General features: G+C 71.1%; 20 protein-coding genes and 1 pseudogene. 8 read left to right on the forward strand and 13 right to left on the reverse strand.

Annotated elements, in window-relative coordinates:
• Nucleotides 1-15 precede the first annotated feature (15 nt).
• Nucleotides 16-918: a hypothetical protein gene (locus E0500_RS09540; RefSeq protein ID WP_131568419.1), complete on the forward strand. Its 903-nt coding sequence runs from the start codon at nucleotides 16-18 to the stop codon at nucleotides 916-918.
• Between the two features lie 26 nt (nucleotides 919-944).
• On the opposite strand, the gene E0500_RS09545 is transcribed toward E0500_RS09540, so the two are convergent.
• Nucleotides 945-2108, reverse strand: coding sequence for a hypothetical protein (locus E0500_RS09545; protein ID WP_131568421.1), 1164 nt, complete (start codon nucleotides 2106-2108; stop codon nucleotides 945-947).
• Between the two features lie 390 nt (nucleotides 2109-2498).
• On the opposite strand from E0500_RS09545, the gene erm reads away from it, so the two are divergent.
• Nucleotides 2499-3302, forward strand: coding sequence for a 23S ribosomal RNA methyltransferase Erm (gene erm, locus E0500_RS09550; RefSeq protein WP_131568423.1), 804 nt, complete (start codon nucleotides 2499-2501; stop codon nucleotides 3300-3302).
• On the opposite strand, the gene E0500_RS09555 is transcribed toward erm, so the two are convergent.
• The 4 genes and pseudogenes from E0500_RS09555 to tnpA form a co-directional block, all read right to left on the reverse strand.
• Nucleotides 3279-5954: a SpoIIE family protein phosphatase gene (locus tag E0500_RS09555; RefSeq protein ID WP_131568425.1), complete on the reverse strand. Its 2676-nt coding sequence runs from the start codon at nucleotides 5952-5954 to the stop codon at nucleotides 3279-3281. The genes erm and E0500_RS09555 overlap by 24 nt on opposite strands.
• A 222-nt stretch (nucleotides 5955-6176) precedes the next feature.
• Nucleotides 6177-6350: pseudogene (locus E0500_RS45370) on the reverse strand (hypothetical protein); the annotation flags it as partial.
• Between the two features lie 45 nt (nucleotides 6351-6395).
• A complete protein-coding gene (locus E0500_RS09560) occupies nucleotides 6396-7355 on the reverse strand; it encodes an adenylyl-sulfate kinase (protein WP_131568427.1) in 960 nt (319 codons plus the stop codon).
• 383 nt (nucleotides 7356-7738) lie between these two features.
• Nucleotides 7739-8167: an IS200/IS605 family transposase gene (tnpA, locus tag E0500_RS09565; RefSeq protein WP_131568429.1), complete on the reverse strand. Its 429-nt coding sequence runs from the start codon at nucleotides 8165-8167 to the stop codon at nucleotides 7739-7741.
• Nucleotides 8168-8217: 50 nt separating this feature from the next.
• Between tnpA and E0500_RS09570 the strand changes: the two genes are divergently transcribed.
• The 4 genes from E0500_RS09570 (at nucleotide 8218) to E0500_RS09585 (ending at nucleotide 11645) form a co-directional block, all read left to right on the forward strand.
• A complete protein-coding gene (locus tag E0500_RS09570; protein WP_131568431.1) occupies nucleotides 8218-9432 on the forward strand; it encodes an RNA-guided endonuclease TnpB family protein in 1215 nt (404 codons plus the stop codon).
• A gap of 70 nt (nucleotides 9433-9502) precedes the next feature.
• Nucleotides 9503-10414 (forward strand): LAETG motif-containing sortase-dependent surface protein, encoded by a 912-nt coding sequence (locus E0500_RS09575; RefSeq protein ID WP_181587223.1) that lies wholly within the window; start codon nucleotides 9503-9505, stop codon nucleotides 10412-10414.
• 168 nt (nucleotides 10415-10582) lie between these two features.
• Nucleotides 10583-11011 carry a nuclear transport factor 2 family protein gene (locus E0500_RS09580; protein WP_131572258.1) on the forward strand — a complete coding sequence of 143 codons (429 nt, stop codon included), beginning with the start codon at nucleotides 10583-10585 and terminating at the stop codon, nucleotides 11009-11011.
• Nucleotides 11012-11153: 142 nt separating this feature from the next.
• Nucleotides 11154-11645, forward strand: coding sequence for a hypothetical protein (locus E0500_RS09585; RefSeq protein WP_309505005.1), 492 nt, complete (start codon nucleotides 11154-11156; stop codon nucleotides 11643-11645).
• 34 nt (nucleotides 11646-11679) lie between these two features.
• On the opposite strand, the gene E0500_RS09590 is transcribed toward E0500_RS09585, so the two are convergent.
• A complete protein-coding gene (locus E0500_RS09590; protein ID WP_131572259.1) occupies nucleotides 11680-12171 on the reverse strand; it encodes a DUF6174 domain-containing protein in 492 nt (163 codons plus the stop codon).
• Between the two features lie 70 nt (nucleotides 12172-12241).
• Nucleotides 12242-13009: a CdaR family transcriptional regulator gene (locus E0500_RS09595; RefSeq protein WP_131572260.1), complete on the reverse strand. Its 768-nt coding sequence runs from the start codon at nucleotides 13007-13009 to the stop codon at nucleotides 12242-12244.
• Between the two features lie 263 nt (nucleotides 13010-13272).
• Between E0500_RS09595 and E0500_RS09600 the strand changes: the two genes are divergently transcribed.
• Entirely contained in the window at nucleotides 13273-14145 is an 873-nt protein-coding gene (locus E0500_RS09600) for a hypothetical protein (RefSeq protein WP_181586928.1), read from the forward strand.
• 93 nt (nucleotides 14146-14238) lie between these two features.
• Here E0500_RS09600 and E0500_RS09605 read toward each other — a convergent pair whose 3' ends face one another.
• Nucleotides 14239-15141, reverse strand: a complete 903-nt coding sequence (locus E0500_RS09605; protein WP_131570447.1) for a MerR family transcriptional regulator — start codon at nucleotides 15139-15141, stop codon at nucleotides 14239-14241.
• 88 nt (nucleotides 15142-15229) lie between these two features.
• Here E0500_RS09605 and E0500_RS09610 point away from each other — a divergent pair, with 88 nt between their 5' ends.
• A complete protein-coding gene (locus E0500_RS09610; RefSeq protein WP_131570436.1) occupies nucleotides 15230-16858 on the forward strand; it encodes an alpha/beta fold hydrolase in 1629 nt (542 codons plus the stop codon).
• Nucleotides 16859-16913: 55 nt separating this feature from the next.
• Here the strand turns inward: E0500_RS09610 and E0500_RS09615 are convergent, their stop codons facing one another.
• The 5 genes from E0500_RS09615 to dctA all read right to left on the reverse strand — a co-directional run bounded on the left by E0500_RS09615 (nucleotide 16914) and on the right by dctA (nucleotide 24891).
• On the reverse strand, nucleotides 16914-17732 hold the full coding sequence (locus E0500_RS09615; protein WP_131570438.1) for a YceI family protein: 819 nt from the start codon (nucleotides 17730-17732) through the stop codon (nucleotides 16914-16916).
• 509 nt (nucleotides 17733-18241) lie between these two features.
• On the reverse strand, nucleotides 18242-20557 hold the full coding sequence (locus tag E0500_RS09620; RefSeq protein ID WP_131570440.1) for an MFS transporter: 2316 nt from the start codon (nucleotides 20555-20557) through the stop codon (nucleotides 18242-18244).
• A 399-nt stretch (nucleotides 20558-20956) separates the two neighbouring features.
• Nucleotides 20957-21862, reverse strand: coding sequence for an amidohydrolase family protein (locus E0500_RS09625; protein ID WP_131570442.1), 906 nt, complete (start codon nucleotides 21860-21862; stop codon nucleotides 20957-20959).
• A gap of 203 nt (nucleotides 21863-22065) precedes the next feature.
• Nucleotides 22066-23070 carry a LacI family DNA-binding transcriptional regulator gene (locus tag E0500_RS09630; protein ID WP_131570444.1) on the reverse strand — a complete coding sequence of 335 codons (1005 nt, stop codon included), beginning with the start codon at nucleotides 23068-23070 and terminating at the stop codon, nucleotides 22066-22068.
• Between the two features lie 438 nt (nucleotides 23071-23508).
• Complete coding sequence (gene dctA, locus E0500_RS09635; protein WP_258572700.1) at nucleotides 23509-24891, reverse strand: C4-dicarboxylate transporter DctA; 1383 nt, start codon at nucleotides 24889-24891, stop codon at nucleotides 23509-23511.
• Nucleotides 24892-25066: the final 175 nt, after the last annotated feature.

Here is a 25066-nt window from a genome sequence, read left to right on the forward strand (position 1 = left end):
CGGGAGGCCGGCGCCATGCGACATCCGTATCGACTGCCCGTCCTGGTGTTCGTCGCCGGGGTGTTCGTGGTGGCGGCGGCCTGGCTGTGGCAGGAGAGATGGGTCGGCCATCCGGCCGCCGCACCGGGGAGCGGGAAGACCTCCGCCGCCGCCGCACCCTCGGCGCCGGCCGCCTCCACCCTCTCCGCCGCCCGGCTCAGGAGCGCCCTCATCGGCGAGGGCGACCTCGGTGGCGCCTGGGCCCCGACGGCCGGCGCGGCCACCTGGCGGGACGGGCTGCTCAAGGGCAGGGCGGACCGCCCCGAGTGCCAGGAACTGCTCGACGCCGTGTACGCCGAGGACCTGCTGGGCGAGCCGAGCGGCGCGACGGCGGTCGAGGGCTTCGACGACACCGAGTACGGCGCTCAGGTGCGCTACCAGGTGGGCGCGTACCGGAAGCAGGACGTCGACGCGAAGCTCGGGCACCTGGGCCGACTTGCCGGGCAGTGCCGGGAGTTCACCTCGACCGGGGCCTCGGGAGAGAAGTACGACGTCCGGGTGGCCCCCGTCCGGCTCCCCGGCGTCGGCGACGCCCGCGAGGCGCTCCGCATGACCGTCGGGGGCGAGGTCGACGGAGAGCGGGGCGAGCTGACGCTGGACGTCGCCGCCCTGCGCGTCGGCGACGGTGCCGCCCTCCTCACGCACGGCGGCCTCTACGGCATCGAGGCCGACATCACCCGGCACGCCGCCCAACTCGCCGCCGAGCGCCTCCGGGACACCCTGGCGGGCAAGCCACCGCGTTCCGCCCGTCCCTCCGCCCGTCCCTCCGAGCGGCCCGCCGAGGAGGGGCAGCAGGAGCGCCAGGAGGAACCGGCGTACGAGGCAAACCCGGCGTACGAGGACGGCGAGACGGGCGAAGTGGACGAGGGCGGCCAGTAGGGCCAGTAGGAGCAGGACCTGAGGGCTCAGCCCGCCGGCGTCGTCGCCCGGCGCAGGTTCTCGATGCAGACCGTGAGGGCCTGCTGGAGGGACTCCAGCTGGTCGAGCATGTCGGCCTCGTAGATGTCGTCGAGGTCGGTGGCGTCGTCCAGCGTCAGCTCCTCGAAGACCTTCGTGGCCCGCTGGAGGCTGCTGTAGAACTTCGTACGGCGTTCCTGGACGCGGAGCTCCGGGTCCGCCTCGACGGTCTGGACGACGAGGGACTTCACGTTGTCGTACGCTTCGGTCGCCCACTCGCCGGTGTCCTCGTCCTCGTCCAGCTCGTCGAGGAGGGAGAGGTGGCGCTCGGCCTCGGCGCGGAGGCCGGCGGGGGCGTCGATCGTCTGTCCCGCCGGGGTCTTCACCTGCCCGCTGTCCACGATCTGGCGGACGTACCCGATGCGGTCGGCGGCCCGGTTCTCGGTGGCGACCGCCTTCTTCAGCTCCTCCGTCCGGACGACGTCACGTGCCAGCTCGGCCTGGAGCGACGGGTCCTCCCGCAGCCGGTCGAGGAGCGCGGCGCGGGCCGCCTGGGCGGTGGAGGGGTCGGCGAGGATCGCGGCACGCAGCGCGGTGGGGTTCTCCGCGACCTCCAGCGCCTTGGTGGGCCGGATGCCCTCGGCCTCGGCGGCCGCCGTGATCGCGGTACCGCGTACGGAGGTGGCGCTGTTGCGGGAGCTGTAGTACGACAGCCAGACGTCCGCTTCCGGCAGTTCGATGTCGTCGCCGGGGCTGAGCGCCTCGAACTGCGGCACGAGCCCGTCGTCGGCCGCCATGTCCCAGGCCTTGTAGTAGCGCATGACCCGCTCCGGCGAGCACCCGGCCAGCTCGGCGAACTCCTTCGCCGACACCTTCGGTGTCTCCCCCGCCACCTGCCCACCGGGCCGCACACTCCGCGCCACCTTCAACGCGAACGTCCAGCCACCGGTCCGCGCGTACACCCCGAACTCCCGGGCGTCCCGCGCCACGAGCTCGTGCACACGGACATCCGGAGCGGTCTCGGCATCCGGTGCGGCCTCGGCGCCCGGAGCGGTCTCAGCGTCCGGTGCGGCCTCGGCGCCCAGCGCGGCCTCGGCGGTCGGTTCGACCCAGTACCCCTCGTTCTCGTCGCGCTCTTCGCTCTCGGACGTCGGGTGGATCGCTACGGTCAAAGGACACTCTCCCGGGGAGTACGTACGACGGAACGCGGCTGCCGGACGCGACCGGCAGAACGCGCATCGTATCCGTTCAGCGCTCGGTCACCGTTTCGTGCGTCGTGCCCTCCGGACGCGGGCCCCGTAAAACCAGTTGCCCCCGGTCATCTGACGGGATGTAGCGTGGCCGCCATGTGTGCAGACGGCATGTGGGGTATCGCAGTGTTGATCAGGAACCGCCGCTTCTAGCGGTGGGCCTTCCGCGACTTTCGGCCTGAGCGGCCGCGCCCCTGGCGACGCCGCTCCACCTCGCCGAACCGATACGCGAAGTGATCCGCCGCTCCCGAGAGACCTCGCCGGGCGGCCGTTCCGCGCTGCCCGGCTTCCCCTCGAAGCCGCGGAGATCCTGTGCGCACCCACCGACCCGGCCGACACGAGCTCGGCCAGAACTTCCTCGTCGACCCGACCGTCATCGAGCTCATCATCGATACGGTCGCCGGCCTCGCGTCCAGCAGTGACGCTCCCCTCATCGAGATCGGCGCGGGTGACGGCGCGCTGACCCTGCCGTTGCAGCGGCTCGGACGGCCGCTGACCGGTGTCGAGATCGACGGCCGGCGTGCCGCGCGGCTGGCCCGACGTACCGGCCCGGCGACCGAGATCGTCCACGGCGACTTCCTGGACTTCCACGTCCCGGCGACGCCGCACGTCCTGGTCGGCAACCTGCCGTTCCACCAGACCACGGCGATGCTGCGCCGCATCCTGCGGGCCCCCGGCTGGACGGAGGCCGTGCTGCTCGTGCAGTGGGAGGTGGCACGGCGGCGCGCCGGTGTGGGCGGGGCGACCATGATGACGGCGCAGTGGTGGCCGTGGTTCGAGTTCCGGCTCGTGTCCCGGGTGCCCGCCTCGGCGTTCCGTCCGCGCCCCGGTGTCGACGGCGGACTGATGACCATGGCTCGCCGGGCACGGCCTCTCGTACCGGTCCGGGACCAGCGGCACTACCAGGACTTCGTGCACCGTGTGTTCACGGGCCGCGGCCACGGCCTCGACCGGATCCTCGCCACCGCCGCCCCGGAACTCCCCCGCCGCGAGGTCCGGCACTGGCTGCGGCAGAACCGGATCGCCCCCGCCGCCCTGCCCCGTGCTCTCGGCGCCCACGAGTGGGCGGAGCTGTACGGGCTCCGGGACCGTTCAGCCCGGCGGGCCGGTCAGTGACTGTTCCGCCCAGATCACCTTGCCCTCCGGCAGGAACCGGGTCCCCCAGCGTTGGGTGAACTGGGAGATGAGGAACAGCCCGCGCCCGCCCTCGTCGGTGGCGCGCGGGTGGCGCAGGTGGGGAGCGGTGGCGCCGCCGTCGAAGACCTCGCAGATCAGGGTGCGTTCGAGGATGAGGCGCAGTCGGATGGCGCCGGTGGCGTGACGTATGGCGTTGGTGACCAGTTCGCTGACGACCAGCTCGGTGGTGAACGCCAGCTCCTCCAGGCCCCACGCGTCGAGCTGCCGGATCGTGGTTCTGCGGGCCTGGGCGACCAGCGCGGGGTCGGCCGGCAGGTCCCAGGACGCCACCCGGTCCGCGTTCAGCTGCCGGGTGCGGGCCAGCAGCAGCACCACGTCGTCGTACGGGCGCTCGGGCACCAGCGCGTCGACCACGGTCTGCGCCCGCCGGTCGAGGGAGGCCGGGGCGACATCGGGCGGGGGGTTCGCAACGACGCGCACCAGCTCTGCCCGTCCCCTCTCCCTGCGTCGCCCATCCGTACGCCGCTCCTCCGTACGTCCCGCGCCCGTCGGTGGGCGGCCCCCCGCCGTCGCCGATCCCGCCAGCGCGCGGCACAGCATGTCGGGGCTGGCCTCGGCGAGCAGACCGTCCGTGTGGAGGGCGATCAGGGTGCCCGGCGGCAGGGCCAGCGTGAGGGACTCGAAGGGGGGACCGTCGACGCCCAGGGCCGGCCCGATCGGGAGGTCGTCCGCGAACGTCACCGTGCCGTCCGGCGTGATCAGCGCCGGTGCCGGGAGGCCGGCCGAGGCCATCACGCACTCGCCCGACACGGGGTCGTGCACCACGTACAGACAACGCGCCCCGACCGTGTGCCCGCTGCCCGCGCCCGGGTCGTCGCCCTCCTGCCGGGCGGACTTGGCGACGAGGTCGTCGAGGTGGGCGACCACCTCTTCGGGCGGCAGGTCGAGGTCGGCGAGGGTGCGTACGGCGGTGCGCAGGCGGCCCATGGCGGCGGCGCCGTCGATGCCGTGCCCCGGGACCTCGCCGACGACGAGGGCGACGCGGGCGCCGGAGAGCGGAATGACGTCGTACCAGTCGCCGCCCAGGCCGGTGAGCTCGTCGGCGGGGCGGTAGCACGCGGCCACCTCCACCGCGTCCTGCTCGGGCAGACGCCGGGGGAGGAGGCTGCGCTGCAGAACCAGGGCGGCGCTGCGTTCGCGCGTGTAGCGCCGGGCGTTGTCGACACACACGGCGGCGCGGGAGACCAGCTCCTCGGCGAGGCCCAGGTCGACCTCGTCGAAGGGGTCCATGCGGCCCTCGCCGCGGAAGAACGTGGTGATGCCGAGCGTGATGCCCCGCGCCCGGATCGGCACGATCATCACGGTGTGCAGCCCGAGGTCCAGGAAGGTGGCCTCGCGGCCGCCGGGCAGGGTGTCCGACCACTCCTTGGCCAGCGGGTCGAGCCGCGCCCGGTACCAGGACGTGCCGCCGGTCAGGGTGAGCACCGGGGGCGTGCCGGGCAGGTACGCGGCCAGGCCGCCGATCCCGACGACGGTCTCCGGTACCCCCGCGTTCACCGACTGCTGGCCGGCGCGCCGCAGCGGCACCGCGTCGGCACCGCGCACGGGCCCGGGGTCGGCCCCCTTCAGGACGGACTCCAGCAGGTCGACGGCGACGAAGTCGGCGAGCTCGGGCACGGCCACGTCGGCGAGTTCCTGCGCGGTGCGCGCCACGTCGAGGGTGCGGCCGATCTGCTCTCCGGCGCGGTCGAGGAGGGCGAGCCGCTGCCGGGCGCGGTGGCGTTCGGAGACGTCGACGACCGTGTAGTAGACGCCGAGCGGGTTGCCCTGGTCGTCGTCGAGCCGGGTGAACGTCAGCACGTGCGCCGTCTCGCGGTGCGGGGCCGAGCGGAACCGGCCCACGTGCTCGTAGTCGACGACGGTCTCGCCGGTCCTCAGCACCTGCCGCATCACGGCCTCTATGCGCTGGGCGTCCAGGCCGGGCTGTACGTCGGCGAGCCGGAGCCCGATCCGCTGGTGCGCGGGGCCGCCGCCGAACGTCTCCAGCGCGGTGTTCGACCACACGAACCGCAGGTCGGTGTCCACCATCGCTATGCCGACGGGCGACTGCACGACCATGCGCTCCAGCACGAACCGGCTCATGTCCCACCCGGGCGCGTCGGCCATGTCGGAGAGCAGCAGAATCCAGTGGGCGGCACGGCCGCGGTCCGGTACGAGCCCTGCCGGAGTGGTCCCTGTCCGGGCGGTACCTGTCCGGGCGTTCCCCGCCGGGGCATTCCCTGCTGGGGCATTCTCTGCTGGGCTGTCCCCCGCCGGGGCGTTCCCCCGCATCGGCACGGCCCGCACCATGAGCCGGACCCGTGCGCCGTTGCGGTGACGGGCGGTGAGGACGCCGGACCAGCCGCCCGTGCCGCTGTGGGCCTCGGCCAGGGGGGCCAGCCGGGCCGCGTCCTCGGGGACCAGGAGCTCGGCGACGCTCCGGCCCACCACCTCGGCGGCCGGATATCCGAGCAGGCGTTGGGCGTCCCGGGTCCAGCACGTCACCGTCCCATGCACATCGAGCAGCAGCGGCGCGGCATCGGCCACGTCGAACCGCTGTCGGGTGACACCACTGTCCCTGTCGGTCCCCACGGCGACCCTCTCTGCTCTGAGACGCCCTCCGGTCCCATTATTCACCTTGTGTGATCGCCGGACAGCACTCTTGTGACCGGTCAGTGCGTTCCAGGTGGGGGTTCGGGGCGGGCGGGGGCGATCGCACGGATACAGATACAGGTACAGACACGGATACGGATACGGATACGGATACGGCGTATCCGGCCCGCTCAGCAGTCGCGGAACTCCGGCGACACCGAAGTGGCGTTCCAGACTGCCCCTGATCGCGTCGCTGGACAGCGCCCGCAGCAGCTGACCGCGCTCCCCCTCGGGCGGCGGCGGGGTTTGGTTGTCGGCGAACTCCGCGCTTCCGGCGCGCAGTTCGGTCACGAGACCCGCGATCAGGCCGTAGGCGAAGTCCTCCTCCCGGACGTCGCCGTTCTCGGCTTCGGCGAGAAATCGGGTTGTGTCGGTGGCGGTTCAGACGGAGGCCGCGAGCGCCTCGGGACCGTGCCGGAAGTCGGGGTCGACCTGGGTGGCGAGGTTCTGGCCGGTGGCCTCGTCGGCCCAGGCGGAGGCGTTGCGGAGGTGGAACTCGACGGCGTGTCGCTGGAAGGCGGCCCAGTCCTTCGTACGGGAGTCGACGGCCGTACGGAGGCGACGCAGCGTCTCGGTGTTGTGCGCTTCCAGCTCCCCCTCCTCGCGCCCTTGTTCCCGGGCGCGGACGAAGCCGGACTGGACGCAGTGTGCCAGCAGGTCGTCGCCGACGTGCTCCTTCAGGAACAGCAGGTCGTCCTCGCCGGTGACCTTGTTGGCCACGACGGCGATCGGGATCCCGAACTCGGCGGCGTGGTCGCGGTACTGGCGGTAGACGGAGACGCTCTTCCGGGTCGGCTCGACCACCAGGAAGGTCATGTCGAACCGGGTGAACAGCCCGGAGGCGAAGGCGTCGGCGCCCGCGGTCATGTCGACGACGACGTACTCCCCGGCCCCGTCCACGAGGTGGTTGAGGTACAGCTCGACGGCACCGAGCTTGGAGTGATAGCAGGCCACACCGAGGTCGCTCTCGTCGAAGGCCCCGGTCACCATGACCGGCACGCCGGCCACGCGCCGCACGTGACGGCCGTGGATCTCGTCGTCCCCGAGCAGCCGCAGCAACCGCGATCCGCGCCCAGGTGGCGTGGTCTTCACCATGGCGTCCCGGGACCCGATCCTCGGATTGGTCCCGCGCAGGAAGTCCTTGATCTCCCCGGTCCGCGCGCTCAGCGGCGGCGCACCGAACTCCTCGTCCTCGTCGAGCCCCAGCGCGTACGCCAGGTGCTGGTTGATGTCACCGTCGATCGCGACGACCGGCACACCGGAGTCGGCCAGATGCCGCGAGAACAGGGCGGACAGGGTCGTCTTGCCGCTACCGCCCTTACCGACGAAGGCCACGCGCATGGCTGGGCACCCCCTTGGGGCCTTGGACCCCTGGAGCGCTATTGAAAATGGATGTCATAAGCATAGGCTGAGTGGGCGCAGGAGCCTTGTCAACTCGGCCACCGGCTCAATTGACCCCGGGTCACCCCTACGGCGTCACGATCTCCACCGGCTGCTGGGCCGGTCGCGCGCCTCGGCCCCATCCACCGCCGCGTGCCCGCGCCCTCCCGCTGATCAGCGGTGGCCGTGGCCTGGGGTTCGCCTCTTTTCAAGTTTTCAAGATGGGGTCTGCATGTCCATCCCTTGCTCTTCGCAGGGAATCCCGGCCTTCAGGCCGGGCGGGAATGCGATCCTCGGCCCGCAGGCGCGGAGCGCCGGAGTTCTCTGTGTCTGCGAGGTGACGGTCAGGCCGGCCGCTTCTGGCTCTCGATGTAGTCCTTGACGATGCTCAGCGGTGCGCCGCCGCAGGATCCCGCGAAATACGAAGGGGACCAGAAGGCGGATTCCGTGCCGATCCGGTTGATCCGGCCGGTGTACTCCGCTCGCAGGTAGCGGGAGCTGACGCCCTTAAGGCTGTTGACGAGCTTGGACAGGGCGGTTTTCGGCGGGTAATGCACGAGCAGGTGGACGTGATCGCCTTCACCATTGAACTCCCGCAGCTCGGCCTCGAAGGACTGGCACACGTCCCGCATGATCTCCTCGCAGCGCGTCAGCATGTCGTCGTTGAAGATCTCCCGCCGGAACTTCGTGACAAACACCAAATGTGCGTGGAGATTGTGGATAACGTGGTTTCCCCGTCTGATATCGGGATCTGGTTCCCAGCGTGGTGACATGCACCAAGTGTAGTAGTATCGGGCGAACTCGACCGGAGGGGGTGGGCTGGGTGATCCGTGCATACAAGTTCCTCCTGCGGCCCACCGTTCGTCAGGCGCAGGCACTGTCCGAGATGCTGCGGGATCACTGCTCCCTCTATAACGGGGCCTTGCAGGAGCGGCGTGACGCCTACCGGCACCCGTCGAAGACCAGTGTCAAGTACGGCGACCAGTCGGCGCAGCTCAAGGACATCCGGGCGTTCGACCCGGAGCGTCAGGGCCGCTGGTCCTTCAGCTCGCAGCAGGCCACCTTGCGCCGTCTCGACAAAGCGTTCGCCGCGTTCTTCCGTCGGGTCAAGTCCGGTGACACGCCCGGCTATCCGCGTTTTCGTGGGGTGAACTGGTTCGACACGGTGGACTTCCCGAAGGACGGGGACGGCTGCCGGTGGAACTCCGCCCCGCGCGACCCGACCACCCGCGTCCGCCTCCAGGGCGTCGGTCATGTGAAGGTCAACCAGCACCGGCCGGTGCTCGGCAAGGTCAAGACCGTCTCGGTGAAGCGTGAGGGCCGTCGGTGGTTCGTCGTACTGACCGCCGAACAGGAACAGCCGGAGCCGCTGCCCGAGACCGGCAGCGTGGTCGGGATCGACCTGGGCATCGCGAACTTCCTCGCCGACTCGAACGGCGATTTCGTCCCCAACCCGCGCCACGGGCGTAAGGCCGCCGCGAAACTCGAAGCCGCGCAGCAGGCCCTGTCCCGGTTCCCGCGCCGCAAGGCCAAGGACCGCACCGCCAACCACCAGCGGGCCGTGGACAAGGTTGCCCAGCTGCACGGCAAGGTGCGGCGCCAGCGCCTCGACCACGCACACAAGACCGCCCTCGGCCTGGTCCGCGCGCACGATGTCATCGCGCACGAGGACCTCAAGATCCGCAATATGAGCAAGGCCCCCGCACCGAAGCCCGACCCCGACCAGCCGGGCGCGTTCCTGCCCAACGGGGCCGCCGCGAAGGCCGGGCTCAACACTTCGATCAACGATGCCGGTTGGGGGGTGTTCCTGACGATCCTGCACGCCAAGGCTGAAAGCGCCGGACGAGAAGTGATCGCCGTGGACCCCCGCAACACCTCCCGCACCTGCCCCGAATGCGGGCACACCGCCAGGGAGAACCGGCCTACCCAGGAAAAGTTCCACTGCGTCGCCTGCGGCCACACCGCTCACGCCGACACAGTCGGAGCCACCAACGTATTACGGGCCGGGCTGGTCCGTCGCCACGCCAACCCGGCATAGCGAGAAGCCCCGTCCTTCAGGACGGGGAGGAGTCACAGCGAGACGTGTCACCGTGACGTGTGTGTGCCGCCTGCTGGGGACAGGCGCTGCCGCGCTTGCCCTCACCGCCGTCACGACCGGCGCCGCCTGGGCGACCGGAACGCCCGGCGGCGACGGCTGGGGCACGAAGACGTACACGCCCGGCAAGGGCGCGGGCACGGTGACCGAGGCCGATCGCTGCCAGTTCTCCCTCGACGGTGCGAACTTCTACGACTCGGTCAAGGTCGACGACCAGAACCTCAGGCCCACCGACGACGGCAAGGTCCACATCAAGGTCCGCACCGCCGGTGACGCCACCACCTGCACGGCCTCGCTGGCCTCGTACCAGGCCCACGGTCCTACGTTCGCGACCTCGGGCGAGCAGGTCTTCATCGACTTCGACACGGTCACGGTCAAGTCCGGCCGGACCGACTCGCTCGACATCGCGGTGCCCGACGCGGGCTGCTACGCGCAGATCGACCTGTACCGCGGCGCGGTGAAGTTCGACGGCAAGCCGGACGCGAACGACGGCTTCGAGCACGGTGAGCTGCCCAAGGGCCCGGACCGTCCGGTCATCAAGGACAAGCTGATCGCGGCCTGGAACGGCGGTACGAAGGACTGCACGACCAGCGAGAACCCACCGCCCGCCGAGAACCCTCCGCCGACCTCCTCGGCCCCCACCCCGACCCCCTCCAGCCCGGGTGAGGAGACGCCGCCGGAGTCGGAGGAACCGGGGAAGCCGGAGGAGCCGCGGACTGAGACCTCGACCCCGCCCGCGGAGGCGTCGACGACTCCGGCCCAGCCCACTCCGAACGGCTCGTCCACCCCGACCCCCGACGGTGACCTCGCGGAGACCGGCGGCGGCAACACCGTCCCGATCGCCATCGGTGCGGCCGCCCTCCTCGCGGCAGGCGGCGGCATCTTCGTGGTGTCCCGGCGCCGGGCGGCGGGCAGCCGCGGCTGAGTCCGGCTGCTGAGCCGGGCCTGCTGAGTCAGGCCCGGCGCATCTCATCAGAGGCCCTGGTGGTCCTGTACGACGACGTACGGGACCACCAGGGCCTCATGCGTCCGTGAGCCGGATCGCGTACTGTTGTCTCACTAGTCAAACTTGATGAATGGAAGGGAAGGCTACGTGATCCAGCTGCCCGAGACCGGATACGCCCCCACCGACGAGGACCGCGCGAGCCTGGACGCATGGTTCGCGGAGTACGACGCGGCGAGCGCGAAGCGCGACGTCGAACGCATGGCCGACATGGCCGTGTTCCCGCTCAACCTGGTGAGCGACGACGCGGCGGGTGACGGCCGTTCGGCGCAGTGGGACCGTGAGCGGTTCGTCGCCGTGATGACGCAGGTCATGGGGGAGGGCGGCGAGGACATCACGTTCGAGTCCACGCGCACGCCCGTGTTCCTGTCCCCCGTCATGGCCGTGGTCTTCACGGACTCGACCATGACCATGGCCGGGCACACCCAGCAGCTCCGGTACGCCGACATCCTCGTCAGGCGGGGCGGGACGTGGGCGTTCCAGACGATGCTGCAGAGCGGCTGGGGCGACAACCTCTAGAGAGGCGACAAGCTGTAGAGAGCCGACGAGCTGTAAGGAGACGAGCGGGGAGTGAGCAACTCCCCGCTCCCGTACGTATCTTCCGGGAGGGAGTTCTGACATCTGACGGACAAGTGATGCACGAACGACACGGAGACGGGACGTGCTGAGGAAGCAACGGCTGGTGCGCGGGGTCACGGCCGTGGTGGGACTGGTGGTCCTGCCGCTGGCCGCGGGCTGCAGTGGTGGGGACGACGCGGGGACGGGTGACAAGGCGTCGAAGCCCTCGAAGCTGCCGGACGCCCAGGCGGCCGCCGTGGTGGCCCCGGCGAAGGTCGAGGTGATCGCGGACCTCACCGGCTGCAAGGTGAAGATCCGTACTGAGGCGGACGAGTTGCGTGAGGGCGTGTGCCACACGCCCGAGGCCGACTACCTCATCACCACCTTCCCCGAGGAGAAGTACAAGCTGACCTGGCTGGAGACCGCGTCCATCTACGGCGGCAAGTACCTCGTCGGGCCGCGCTGGGCCGTCAGTGGCAAGCCGAAGGTGCTGGAGCCGCTGCGGAAGAAGCTCGGCGGGACGATCCAGGATCTGGGCGCCGGGTTCGGGACGGCGGCGAGTGAGTCCCCGGGCAAGTCACCGAGCAACAAGTAGACGTGAGTGAAGTGCGAATGCCTCAAGGGTGTGGTCAGGGTGCCGCCGGCTCGTAGTCGCTGATCACGTACAGCGCCTCGTCGTCGAGCGCGTTCTCCTCCCGGTCCAGCGAGATCCGTACCGGGTGCCCGTCGTCCGCGAACTCCACCTCCGCCGTGTCGGCACCCTCCGCGCGGGCCCGCTTCCACTCCTCCAGCAGCCCGCCGATCGTGGGCACGTCGCCGAGCGACCGCTGCACCACCCGCTCACCGCTCTCGTCCAGCCCCACCGCCTCCGCGACCTCGCCGTCGCGCACGGTCACCCGGAACCTCCCGATCAGCGCCCGCTCCCCCTCACTCGACTCCAACGTGTAGCTGTACGAGGACGGCTCCGCCCAGCGGGCCGTGCTCCCCGCCCGCTCGCCGGCCTCGGTCCCGCATGCGGCCGCTGCTCCCGTCAGCAGAACCGCCAGAACGGCAACATGCAGGGAACGGTGGCGGGTTGGTGCGGCGGTGGTGACAGTTCGTACGGCACGCACGGCATGCATGGGGCCCCCTTCGGTGTCGGTCCCTTCTGTGACGCGGTGGGGGCGCGGAACGTTCGGCGACGGGTGTGCGTCACCTGTCGGATGCCGACGCACTCCGCGGGCGGGCGAGGGTGTGGGCGGCGAGGGCCGTGCACAGGGTCTGGAGGCCGCGGACCCGGACCGGCGAGTGGCCGGTCAGCGCCTCGATGCGGCCCAGCCGGTAGTCGATGGTGCTGCGGTGGATGACGAGGTCGGCGGCGGCCCGGGCGCGGTTGCCGTCGGCGGCGATCAGCGCCTCCAGGGTGCGCAGCAACTCGGGTCGGCTGACAACGGGTTCGATGAGCGCGGTCAGCCGCCGGGACACCTCCGGGTTGCTCACCACCGCGAACTCCACTGCTACGTCGTCGAGTTGGTGTACGCCGGGCCGCCGCCCGAGCGCGCACACGATCCGTAGGACGTCCTCGGCCTCGCGTACGCCGCCCGCCAGTTCCTGGAACGGCCGCCAGGTCACCGAGATCCACACCGCGTCGCCGAGCTCGGCGCGCATGCGGCGGGCCAGCCGCAGGGCCTGCTGCCGATCCCCGGCGGGCGCCAGGACGTGCCCGCGTCCGCCGCTCAGCCGGACCAGGACGCCGGTCCCGCAGAACCTCCCGATCATCCTGGTCAGCGCGTAATCGGTGAAGCCCAGCGCCTGCACGCCCAGTACGGCCCAGGACTGCGTCGGAGCCGCGGACTCGGCTAACTCCGCCAGCGTGACGAACCCCGGTAACAGAGGGCGTACGGGCGCCGGCCGATCCGCTGGGGCCGGCTGGGCCGAGCCGGTCGGCTCCGGCTGGAGGAGAAGAGGCTGTGCGGACATGGGCGTCGTCCTTGGACCAGGGGGCAGCGCCGCCACCCGGCGCAGGCTTTTATGTTCAGACAACAGGATGGGGGTCACAGGTTCATCCGAGCCACATCAAAGCTTCATCAGAGCGGCTGTGAGGGGAGAGGGAGGGGAGAGGGAGGGGAGAGGGAGGGGAGATGGGGGAGATGACGGTGGGCACCCGACTGCCCAGGGGAGCAACCTTTTCCGTGGCGGCGGCGACCTGAGGGTGAAACCTTCCCCCACACGAGGAGTTCGCCATGCGCAAGCACCTCGCACGCCTCTTCACGGTCTTATCGGTCTTCGCCGCACTCGTCATGCTGGGCGGCACGATGTCGCCCGGCGCGGAGGCCGCAGAGCCCCGCGCGCAGGCCGCGGACGTATGGAACCCGCCCGCGAACCTGGTCCAGCCGCTGGACGAGGTGTGGCGGCACGTCGAGTCGACGTACCCCGACCTCAACGGCTTCCGCAACTACGGCTGGGACCAGGTCATGGCCAACCGGGGCAGCATCAACTACTGCGTCCGCTGGGAATCCGACGCCCCCGTCAGCACGGCCCTGCGCGACAGCATCCACGCCGCGCTGAAGAAGCAGTTCGGGAAATGGATGTCGGCGATGGTGGACAACGGCACCGGGCACAACGCCTGGCCGTACACCAACGTCCCCGTCAACATCGTCGGCTGGGCGGTGAAGAACCGCTCGACGCTCCAGTGGACCGACAACTCCGTCGACATCTACACGGGCATCCTCGACGGCGGCGGCTCCCCGCAGTGCCTCCCGGACTGCGGCCGCTTCTTCCACCAGGACGGCAACTACTCCCGCTGCCCCGGCGGCGTCGCGCGCCACTACGACCAGTCCCTCTGGCTGACCAAGGGCTTCCAGGGCGGCGCCGGCGGCGACTGGGGCCAGCGCATGGGCCAGGAGTACTTCACCGGTGCCCTGGGCCAGGAGAACATCCACATCTACCTGCACGAGGTGGGCCATACGTTCGGTCTGGACGACTTCTACGACTGGAGCCCCACCGGTCAGTGCTGCTTCCTCATGAAGGCGGGCTCCGCCGCCCAGATCACCGACTTCGACAAGTGGATGTTCCGCGACTTCTGGCGCCACATGAAGCCTCGCTACGGTCTCTGAGCCGAGGCCGCTGAGCCGAGGCTGCTGAGTTGAGGCTGCTGAGTTGAGGCCGCTGGTGGTGGGGGCTGCGGCGTGCGGGCCACTCCGCAGCCCCTACACCGAGGTGGTCAGGGCAGCGCGGAGCCAGTCGTCGGCGGCGCCGAGGGTGGGGGTGTGCGGGGTGGCCAGTTCGGCGGCGAGTTGCCAGTAGCGGTCCATCACGGGGTGGGCGGACCGGTCGAGTCTCAGCCTCAGGCCGCGGCGGAAGCCGGGGGTGTCCCGGGCGCCGTGGGCGTGGGCGTAGGCGGAGACGAAGCAGTCGAGTGCCTCGCCCTCGTGGGGTGCCCGCCCGGCACGCAGGGCCGGCGCGACCAGTTCGTACGCTTCGCCGAGGCCGTCGTAGAGCACGGCCGGACGGTACTCCGGATCGCGCTCGGGAGGCGGGGGCCGCCAGTCGTGGCCCGGAGGGCACGGCATCGTGACGAGAGCGTGCAGCCGGGCGAAGGCCAGTACCTGGGCCGGGGTCGGATCAGCCGGAGGCTGCGGTACGGCGGCGTCGAGGATCCACGAGACCTGCCGGGCCGGAAGCCGTACGGGCAGCACGCGCCGCCAGAAGCGGGCCGGCGCGGCCGTGTCCGGCGGGAGGGCACCGTCGAGGAGCGCACCGATCAGCCGCAACCGGTCGGCGCGCTCCTCCGCGGTGCCCTCGCCCAGCAGGTGCAGCGCGGCCTGGCGCCAGCGCAGGGCGGCCAGTTGGGAGCCGAGCTCCTTCAAGTGCCCGGCGATGACGTCCTCCCACATGTCCTCCCGGTCGAGGACCCGGTCGATGTCGCCGACCGGCAGGTCGAGGGTCCGCAGCGAGCGGATCAGGCGGAGCCGGTCGAGCGCCTCGGGGCCGTACCGGCGGTGGCCCCCGGCACTGCGGGCGGCCTCGGGCAGCAGGCCGCGATCGGAGTAGAAGCGAACGGTCTTCACGGTGACCCCCGCCCGCTCGGCGAGTTCCCCGATGCTCAACATGTCGTCCGGCCACACGGCTTGAACCTCCCTCAGGGGGAGTTCCTACCGTACCGGCGAGCACTCCAAGGAGGAGCTGAAGGAGGAGATCATGACGGCGTTCGTACTGGTGCCGGGCTGCTTCACCGGCGGCTGGATCTGGCAGGCGGTGGCCGAGCGGCTGCGGGAGTCGGGTGCCGAGGTGCACCCGGTGACCCTCACCGGCATGGGGGACCGCCGCGACGAGGCGGTCCCCGGCACGGACCTGGAGACGCACATCGAGGACGTGATGCGGGTGATCGACGGCGTCGACGCCCCGGAGGTGGTGATCGTCGGCCACGACTACGGCATCCACCCGGTGCTGGGCGCCGCCGACCGCCGCCCGGAGCGGATCACCCGGATCGTGCACCTGGACACGGGCATGCCCCGGGACGGAGACACGGCGGCGCAGCTGGTGCCGGACGAAGAGGTCCGCCGACAGCTCCGCGACGGCCGACCCGGGCAACCCGGGGAGTCCAGGCAACCCGGGGAGTCCACGCAACCCCGGAAATCCGGGCAACCTGCGGATGGCGGCGGCTGGCGGATCCCCGCGCCCTCGTCCGACCAGTGGCAGCGCTGGGGCAGCACCGCCGGGCTGACGGACGAGGCGCTGGCCACGCTGACCCGCCTTGCGGCACCGCAGCCGTCGGGCACGCTCACCCGGCCGCTCAGGCTCTCGGGCGCGGTCACCGCACTGCCCGCCACCGGCGTCCTGTGCAGCGGGAACGGCCTGAACATCGCCCTGATCGAGGACCTGGTCGCGGGCGGGCTGCCGCAGTTCCAGCACCTCGCGAGGCCCGAGACGAGCTTCTTCGAACTCGCCACCGGACACTGGCCGATGCTCTCCCGCCCCGAGGAACTGGCCGAGGTGCTGCTCGGGGCCGCGGAGGGGGAGGGACACCGGATCACCCCGAGCGGGGCGGTGCCTCCATACCTCCGGCCGTTCGTGCTGGACGTACCGGAGCGGCCCCGCGAGCGGGTGGGACGGATCGACCTCTACATCCCCGACGTTCCCGACGTCCCCGACGAACTCGACGAGCCGGCCCGGGACTCCGAGCCGGCCGGGGCATCCGAGAGGCCCCGCCCGGCGGTGGTGTTCGTCCACGGCGGCCCCGTCCCGGCCGACCTCCGGCCCACACCGCGCGACTGGCCCTCCTTCGTCGGCTACGGCCGGTACGCCGCGAGCCTCGGCGTGGTCGGCGTGACCCTGGACCACCGGCTGCACGGCCTCGACGACTACGAGCGTGCCGCCGAGGACATCACCGAAGCCGTCGAACTGGTCAGGGCCGACCCCCGCGTCGACCCGGAGCGCATCGCGCTGTGGTTCTTCTCCGGCGCCGGGCTGCTGCTCGCCCCCTGGCTCGCCGAGCCCCCGTCATGGCTGCGGTGCGCGGCGGCGACGTATCCCATCCTCGCGCCGCTGCCCTCCTGGGGAGCCGTGGATCCCCGCTTCCGCCCGGCCGAAGCGGTGAGCGGCGCGGGACGGCTGCCGGTCGTGCTGACCCGGGTGGGCCTGGAGAACGCGGAGATCGCCGCCACGGTCGAGGACTTCCTGGCCGCGGCCAAGGAGTGCGGGGCCGGCGTCGAGGTGATCGACGTGCCGGACGCGCACCACGGCTTCGAGTCGATCGACCACACCGATCAGCCCCGCCGCGCCGTGGCCCACGCGATGCGGTCCGTGCTCGCCCACCTGCGCGACTGACCCGGCCGCCCGGCCGCCCGGTCTGGCCACGGTCACCCTCCCATGGGTCCACGGCCTACGCCTGCGGCAGTTCCTCCCCCTGCACCGCCTGGATGTTCAGCTCCACCCGCAGGGTCGCTCCGATCGCCGCGATGCCCGCCTGGAGGAGCTGGTTGTAGCGCATGGCGAAGTCCTCGCGGCGGAGTTCCGTGCTGGCGCGGAACGCCGCGCGGATGCCGCCCCAGAGATCGGGGCCCGTGCCGAGGTAGTTGAGGTCGAGGTCGACGGGGCGGACGACGCCGTGGAGGCCGAGCCGGCCGTGGACGGTCCAGCGGTCGCCGCCGGCGGGGGTGAGGCCGGTCGAGCGGTACGTGATGGTGGGGTACTGCTCGGTGTCGAGGAAGTCGGGGGAGCGGAGGTGGTCGTCGCGCATGCTGTTGCCGGTGTCTATGGACGCCGCCTGGATCACCGCTTCCACCCGGGAGCGCACGGTGTCCCGCGCCACCTCGAAGCGCCCGCTGAACTCGGTGAAACGGCCCTGGACGCTGGACAGTCCCAGGTGCTGGGCGACGGCCACGACCGAGGAGTGCGCCGGGTCGATGGTCCAGGGGCCGGGCGGGGGCAGTTCCACGCCGCCCTGCCGGGCGAGGACGACCTGACCGAGCTCCGCCCGGCCGCTCGCGGTGACCAGCGCCGTCGACGCGGTGGGGGCGTATCCGAGGGCGGTGACGATCGCGGTGTAGGGGCCCGGTTCGAGAGGCGTGGTGTCCTTCACCCTGCCCTCGGCGTCGGCCTCGGCGCGCAGGACCTGTATGCCGGACATGTCGGTCACGGTGACCACTGCGTGAGATACGGCCCAGCCGTCCCGGGTGCGGACGCGTGCGCTGAGGGCCATGGCGCTTCTCTTTTCTGTTCGGTGCGTGCCGTACGTCCGGGTGCTGCGGGGGGGGGTCCGTACGGTCACGCGGTGCGATGCACCCCCGGAGGGGGAGGCCAGGGGTGCATCGCACCCTAGGCGACCCCGGGGAAGTTCAGCCACGTCCCCGCGCCGCCCGGCACGCTCCCCCACTGCCTTAAGGGCGTGGGAGGTGCCCCCACTCGCCGCACCGGCCAAAGGCCCAAGTAGCTCCTCCCTCAGTCTCAACTCCGTTCGACCGGGGGCGCCTCCATCGAGGACCTTCGTCCGGCACGCCGAGAGCACGCACCGAACGACGCGGGAACGCGCCCGCACTTCCCCGGCGCCGCTTGTCGGGTCTCCGGCGACGGGGACACGGCCGTCCCCTGCCGCTCCTGCCGTGGCCGGAGCCCTTCCCCCGGCCGGCCCGCGGGCGGTGCCCTCCGCTCAAGGTGCCGCCCGCGGACCGGGGTTCTGGATGGCGTCAGGCGCCGCTTTTGACGCGGGCCCTAGCCCTCGCCGTGGACCAGCTCTATGTCGTGGTCCTCCACATCGGTGCCGGAGAGCGTGACCCCGGCCGCCTGGGGCGGGTAGCCCGTCGCGATGACCGTGTACGCGCCGCTGTCGAGGTCGGAGAAGGCGTACGCGCCGTCGAGGCCGGTCGTCGCCGAGGCGACCACGTTGCCCGCCGCGTCCACGAGCGTCACCCGGGCGTCGCCCAGCGGGGCTCCGGTGCCGCCGCGGACCGTGCCGCGCACGTGCACACCCGGGTGGAGCTCCACCTCCATCCGCGTCGTGCCGCTGCCGATCTCCACCGGCTGGGCCAGCGGGCGGTGCTTGGGCGAGTTGACCGCGAGGGTGACGGTTCCCGGTACGAGGTCGGTGAGGGTGAACTCGCCCAGGGTGTCGGTCCCTCCGGTGGCGAGTACGTCACCTCGTACGTCCGTCACGATGACCACGGCACCGGAGACCGGGGCCCCGCTGTCCGCGGACCGGACCACGCCCGCCAGCCTGCTCGTGCCGCTCAGCAGGACGTCGTACGTGAGAGCCGCGTCGCCCACGACGATGTTCGAGGCCTGGGGCTGGTAGCCGTCCGCGGAGGCGATGAGGACGTACGGCCCCGCGCCGGGCGCGGCCACACCGTACGAACCGTCGTCCCGCGTGACCGAGCGGCTCAGCTGCCGTCCTTCGAGCGAGATCAGCGTCACCGCGGCCGCGCCCACGGGTGTCTTCTCGGCGCCGAGGACGTGCCCGTTCACCGGGATGCCGCCGCCCGCGAGGCCGAGGGATGCGTCCGGCGCGTCGTCGTGGGCGGGCGCCGCGACGTGGGCCGGCGACTTCTCAGCCGCGGGCGGCACGGTGGTGTCCGGGGCCGCGGGCTCGGCGGCCGTCTGCGCCGGCTCGGCGGCCGGGTGCTGGCGCGGGATGAACAGGGCGATGGCGAAGGCGAGGAGCGCGGCACCGGCGCCGACCGCGAGGACCACCTTGAAGCCGTTCTCGGAGGGCAGGGCGTGGCCGCCGAAGTCGGTGGTCATCTGGGCGAGGATCACACCGGCGATGGCGCTGGCCGTCGACGTACCGATGGACCGCATCAGGGTGTTGAGGCTGTTGGCGGCGGCCGTCTCGGACGCGGGCACGGCGCCCATGATGAGCGCGGGCATCGAGCCGTAGGTGAAGCCGATACCGGCGCCGATGACGCAGGAGACCAGGACGAAGTGCCAGACCTCCGACATCAGGACGATGTTCAGGCAGTAGCCGGCGGCCACGATCAGGGAGCCGATCAGCAGGGTCACCTTCGGGCCCTTGGCCTTGGTGACGGCGGCGGAGACCGGCGCGAGGGCCATCATCACCAGACCGGAGGGCGCCATGACCAGGCCGGCCACGAGCATCGACCTGCCCAGGCCGTAGCCGGTCGCCTCAGGCAACTGCAGGAGCTGAGGAAGCACCAGGGACATCGCGAACATCGCGAAGCCGACGGCGATCGAGGCGAGGTTGGTGAAGAGGACCTGGCTGCGGGCGGTGGTGCGCAGGTCCACCAGCGGCTGCGAGGTGCGCAGTTCGAACAGGCCCCAGAGCAGCATGATGACGACCGCGGCACCGAACAGACCGAGGGTGGTGCCGCTGGTCCAGCCCCAGTCGGCGCCCTTGGAGATGCCCAGCAGCAGGCAGATCAGACCGGCCGCCATGCCGAGGGCGCCGAGCAGGTCGAAGCGGCCGCCGGTGCGGACCTTGGACTCCGGCACGAAGGCCGGGATGAGGACGAGGGCGAGGGCGCCGAGGCCGGCCGAGGTCCAGAACAGGACGTGCCAGTCGTAGTTGTCGGCTATCAGGGCGGCGGCGGGCAGGCCGAGGGCGCCGCCGACGCCGAGGGAGGCGCTCATCAGGGCGGTGGCGGAACCGAGCCGTTCGGCGGGCAGTTCGTCGCGCATGATGCTGATGCCGAGCGGGATGACGCCGGACGCCAGACCCTGCAGCACCCGGCCGACGATCATCGGGGTCAGGGAGTCGCTGAGCGCGGCCGTGACCGAACCGGCGATCAGCATCACCAGGCTGACCAGGAGCATGCGGCGCTTGCCGTACATGTCCCCCAGCCGTCCCATGACCGGGGTGGCGACGGCGGCCGCGAGCAGGGTGGCGGTGACGGCCCAGGCGGTGTCGGAGGCCGGGGCGTTCAGCAGCTGGGGCAGTTCCGGGACGATCGGGATGACGAGGGTCTGCATGAGCGAGACCACGATGCCGCCGAAGGCCAGCGCCACCACGACGAGGTTGGCCCGCGGTGCGGCGGGCCCCACGTCGGGGGCGGGTCGGGCAAGGGCATGGGACATGGCCGGGCCTCCGTAGGGGCGATTCGGGGTGTGCTGGGTGTTCTGGGTGTGCGCGACAAGGTAAATCTAAGTCAGTTGATTGACTTAAGCAAGATAGCCTGATGGGCGCGCTGCGGTGGGTGCCCTGTGGGCGGTGCGCGGCGCGCAAGCCGTGGTGAAGAGGCCCGTGGTCGGGAAACCCCTCGGACGGCCGTCGCTCGGGGTGGGGAAGTCCGGGGTGGAAACCGTGGAGCAGCCGGAGCGCCGTGCCGCCCAGAAGTATGGCGGTACCCACTGTGTGATGGCCACCGCGACTGCCCACGGCATCCGGCCCTGGTGGATTCATGGCACGGCAAGTCCGCCCGCACGGCTGCGGCACCAGCAGTTGGTGGGCCGGCTTGGTGGATCGGCTTGATGGTGTTACAGGCCGAACAGGCATGTCGCGTTGTCGTGGCACACGGCCCGCAGCCACTCCTGTCCGAAACCCAGCCGTTCGAGGGCGTGGAGCTGGTGCAGGTAGGGGTAGGGGATGTTGGGGAAGTCGGAGCCGAGCAGGATGCGGTCGCCGAGTGCCGCGAGCCGGGGCAGGGCCTGACGCGGGAACGGCATGAATCCCTCGGTGAAGTCGGTGAACGCCATCGTCGTGTCCAGCCGCACCTGGTCGTACCGCTCGGCGAGGTCGAGGAACTCCTCGTACTCGGGCATGCCCATGTGCGCGACGATCAGCCGCAGCTTCGGGTGCCGCGCCAGCACCCGCGCGATGGACTCGGGGCCTGTGTACTTGCCGGGCGCGGGCCCGGAGCCGCAGTGCATCACCACGGGGATCCGGGCCTCTGCCAGCACCCCCCACGCCTGCTGGAGACGTTCGTCGGCCGGATCGTACGCCCCCACCTGTACATGAGCCTTGAACACACGCGCGCCTGCTTCGACGGCCCCGCGGACGTATGTCTCGACGCCCGGCTCGGGGTAGAGGGTGGCGGTGTGCAGGCAATCGGGGGTACGGCGGGCGAAGTCGGCCGCCCATCCGTTCAGCCACTCGGCCATGCCGGGCTTGTGGGGGTAGAGCATCGCGGTGAAGGCCCGGACGCCGAACTCCCGCAGCAGAGCAGTTCTCTCCGCCTCCTCCTCCCGGTACGTGATCGGCCACTCCAGCCCACCGATCAGCGGCCCGTTGGCGTCGAAGTAGTCCCAGACCTTGTGCAGGACACGCTCGGGCATGAAGTGGGTGTGGACGTCGATCAGCCCGGGAAGACCGAGTCGGCCCCAGAAACGGCGGACGTCACCGGCTTCCTCACCCAAAACCATGTCACTGCGGTGATCGCTCATGGCGCCCACGATCGGCTCTGGTCAGGGGGCGGAGCGACCCTTTCCGCCAGGGGCGCGGTGAGGCATCCGTCACACAGGCCGCGGCGGTGAGGTGCCTTGTCCGGCCTCATCTCTCCCCCTCTCCCCCTCTCCCCTCTCCCCCTCTCTCCCTATCTCTCGATCTCTCGATCTCTCGCCGCGGTGATCCGGCTGTGCCCTACGGATCAGGCGACCGGCGCCGTCGTGCCGCGTACCACCAGCCGGGGCGGGAGGATGATCTCTCGGGGTTCCGTGCGGCCCTCGTCGAGGCGTTCCAGTGCTGCCGTGACCGCGTGGTGGGCCTGTTCCTCGGCGCTCTGGCTGACCGTTGTCAGGTTGAAGCAACTGAGGCGGGAGAGCGCGTCGTCGTCGTATCCGGCGACGGACACCGCGCCGGGGACGGGGACTCCCGCCCGGCCGAGGGCGGTGAGGACGCCGATGGCGCACTGGTCGTTGAACGCGACGACGGCGGTGGGCAGTCGGGTGCCGCTCAGGAGCTGGCGGGTGGCCCGTTCGCCCGCCTCTTCCGTGTGGTCGCCGTGCAGGACGCGGATGTGGTCGTCCAGGCCGTGGCGGCGCATGGCCTCGCGGTAGCCGCGGCGCCGGTCGGTGGCGATGACGCCCTTGCCGCCGTCGATGTACGCGATCGACCGGTGGCCGAGCCCGGTCAGGTGGTCGACGATCTGGCCGACCCCGTCGTCGTCCGCCGTGCGTACGACGTCCAGCTCGGCGTCGGGGATGCGGCGGCCCACCGAGACGACCGGCGCCTTCTGGTGGAGGGCCACGAGCGTGGCGGCCGGGGCGACCGGGCCGAGCAGGATCAGCGCCTCGCTGCGGAAGGCGAGGAGGGTCTCCACGGCGGTGGCCTCGTCGCGCGTACGGGTCTGGGTGCTCAGGACGAGGTCGTAGCCGACCTGCTCGGCGGCCGTGTGGAGGTGCTCGACCAGCTCGGCGTGGAACGGGCTGTGGATGTCGACCATCACGCCGAGCAGACGGCTCCGCCGGCGGGCCAGCATGCTGGCGTTGCGGTCGGGCTGGTAGCCGAGCTCCGCGGCCGCCTTCAGCACGCGCTGCCGAGTGCGCTCGCTGGGGCCGGGCACGCCGCGCAGCACCAGCGAGACGGATGCGGTGGACAGGCCCACGCGGGCGGCGACGTCTTCCAGGCGGGGGCGGACTGCCTTCTCGGACACGGGTCCTACCGCTCCCTCCTGCTGGACTCTTGCTGCCGTGCTCTGCTTGCGCGGCACCGTGACACGCTCGTGAAACCGGGTTGATGGTAGCAGTGCTTAAAGCGCTTTAAGTGAGCTTTTTCGTCACAGGCCCCTGAGGAAAGGGAACCGGCTCCGAGAGGGAACGTCGAGGTACGGCACCCCGCCGAGGGGGCGGGCGGGCGGCGATTGGCCGTTTTGGGCCACGGGTCGGGCTCGCGTGTCCCGTGGAATTGGGCTTCGTGGGGTGGTCGGCCGGCCCAAAGCTGCCAATTGTTCATTCCTCCTACGCGTCGCCTACTGCCTGCCAAGGCTCGGTGCCCGGCCTCGGAAGGCCGGGCACCGAGTTGGCGTACGCGTCTGGCGTACGCCTTGCCCGGGCCTGGCGCGATGAAGGGCCCGGGACGTGCAGGGGGCTGGTCAGGCTTTCGTCGGCAGCTGAGGCGGGAGGCCGGCTGTCTGGCCCTGCTGGGATTGAGGCAGTGGTGTGCGGGTGTGCAGGACCGTGTTGACGTGAGCGGTGTCGAGGGCGTTTTCCCAGCGGGCGACGACGAGGGTGGCCACGCTGTTGCCGGCGAGGTTGGTCAGGGCGCGGCACTCGGACATGAACTTGTCGATGCCGAAGATGAGCATGATGCCGGCGGCCGGGACGGTGCCGACGGTGGTGAGTGTGGCGGCGAGGGCGATGAAGCCGGCGCCGGTGACGCCGCCGGAACCCTTCGAGGTCAGGATCATGACGGCGAGCAGGCCGAGTTGCTGGCCGATGCTCAGGGGTGTGTCGGTGGCCTGGGCGATGTAGACGGCGGCCAGGGAGAGATAGATGGAGCTGCCGTCAAGGTTGAAGGAGTAGCCGGTGGGGACGGTCAGTCCGACGATGTCGCGACGGATGCCGAGTCCTTCGAGCTTCATCATCAGCCGGGGCAGGGCGCTTTCGGAGGAGGAGGTGCCCAGGACGAGGACGAACTCCTCCCGCAGGTAGCGCAGCAGCCGGAAGATGTTGACCTTGAGGGCCGCGGTGACGGCGCCGAGGATGACGATCACGAAGAACGCCGACGTGCCGTAGAAGAGCCCGATCAGCTGACCGAGGCTGGTGAGGGTGGAGATGCCGTACTTGCCGATGGTGAAGGCCATGGCGCCGAACGCACCGACGGGGGCGGCCAGCATGACGTAGTGCAGGATCTTGAAGACGACGGCGGTGAGGCGGTGGACGCCGTCGACGAGAGGTTCGCCGAGTGGCCCAACCGCCTTCAGCGCGATGCCGAAGAGCACCGAGAAGAAGATGACCTGGAGGACGTTGCCCTCCGCGAAGGCACCGACGGCGCTGGTGGGCACGAGGTCGGTCAGGAAGTGCCACCAGTCCTGGTTCTGCCCGTCCTTCACGTACTGTCCGGCGTCGCCCGCGAGGTGGAGGTCTCCGGGCTGTGCGTGCACACCGGCACCGGGCTGGAAGACGTTGACGGCGATCAGGCCCACGAGCAGGGCGGCGAGCGTGCCCGCCTGGAAGTAGAGCAGGGATTTCAGCCCCACGCGGCCGACGCGGCCGAGGCTGTCGACGCTGCCGATGCCTCCCACGATGGTCAGGAACACGATCGGGGTGATGAGCATTTTGATGGCGGCGACGAAGGTCGTGCCGACCGGTTCCATCGCGGTGCCGACCGAGGGCCACAGCCAGCCGGTGAGAATGCCGGTGACGATGGCGGTCAGGACCCAGAAGTAGAGCTGCTTGTACCAGGGCCGCCTGGCGGTTTCGGCCTGGGCGGGGGCGGCTGGGGACGCGGGTGGCGGGGACGCGGGTGCTGCCATGGCGTTTCTCCTCGTTGAGGAACGGGGCGCAACCGGGACGCGGAACGGTCCTCGCAGAGGGGAGGACCGGTGGGGGAGCGCGGCTCGGGAAAGAGAGGAAGGAGAGGAAGGAGAGGAACGAGGGGTAGGCGCGGGAGCGCCTGGGGTGAGCTGTGGGCGGCGTCGTCCACGTCGC

The sequence above is a fragment of the Streptomyces sp. KM273126 genome, assembly GCF_004337435.2.
GTDB classification, from domain to species: Bacteria; Actinomycetota; Actinomycetes; order Streptomycetales; family Streptomycetaceae; genus Streptomyces; species Streptomyces acidicola.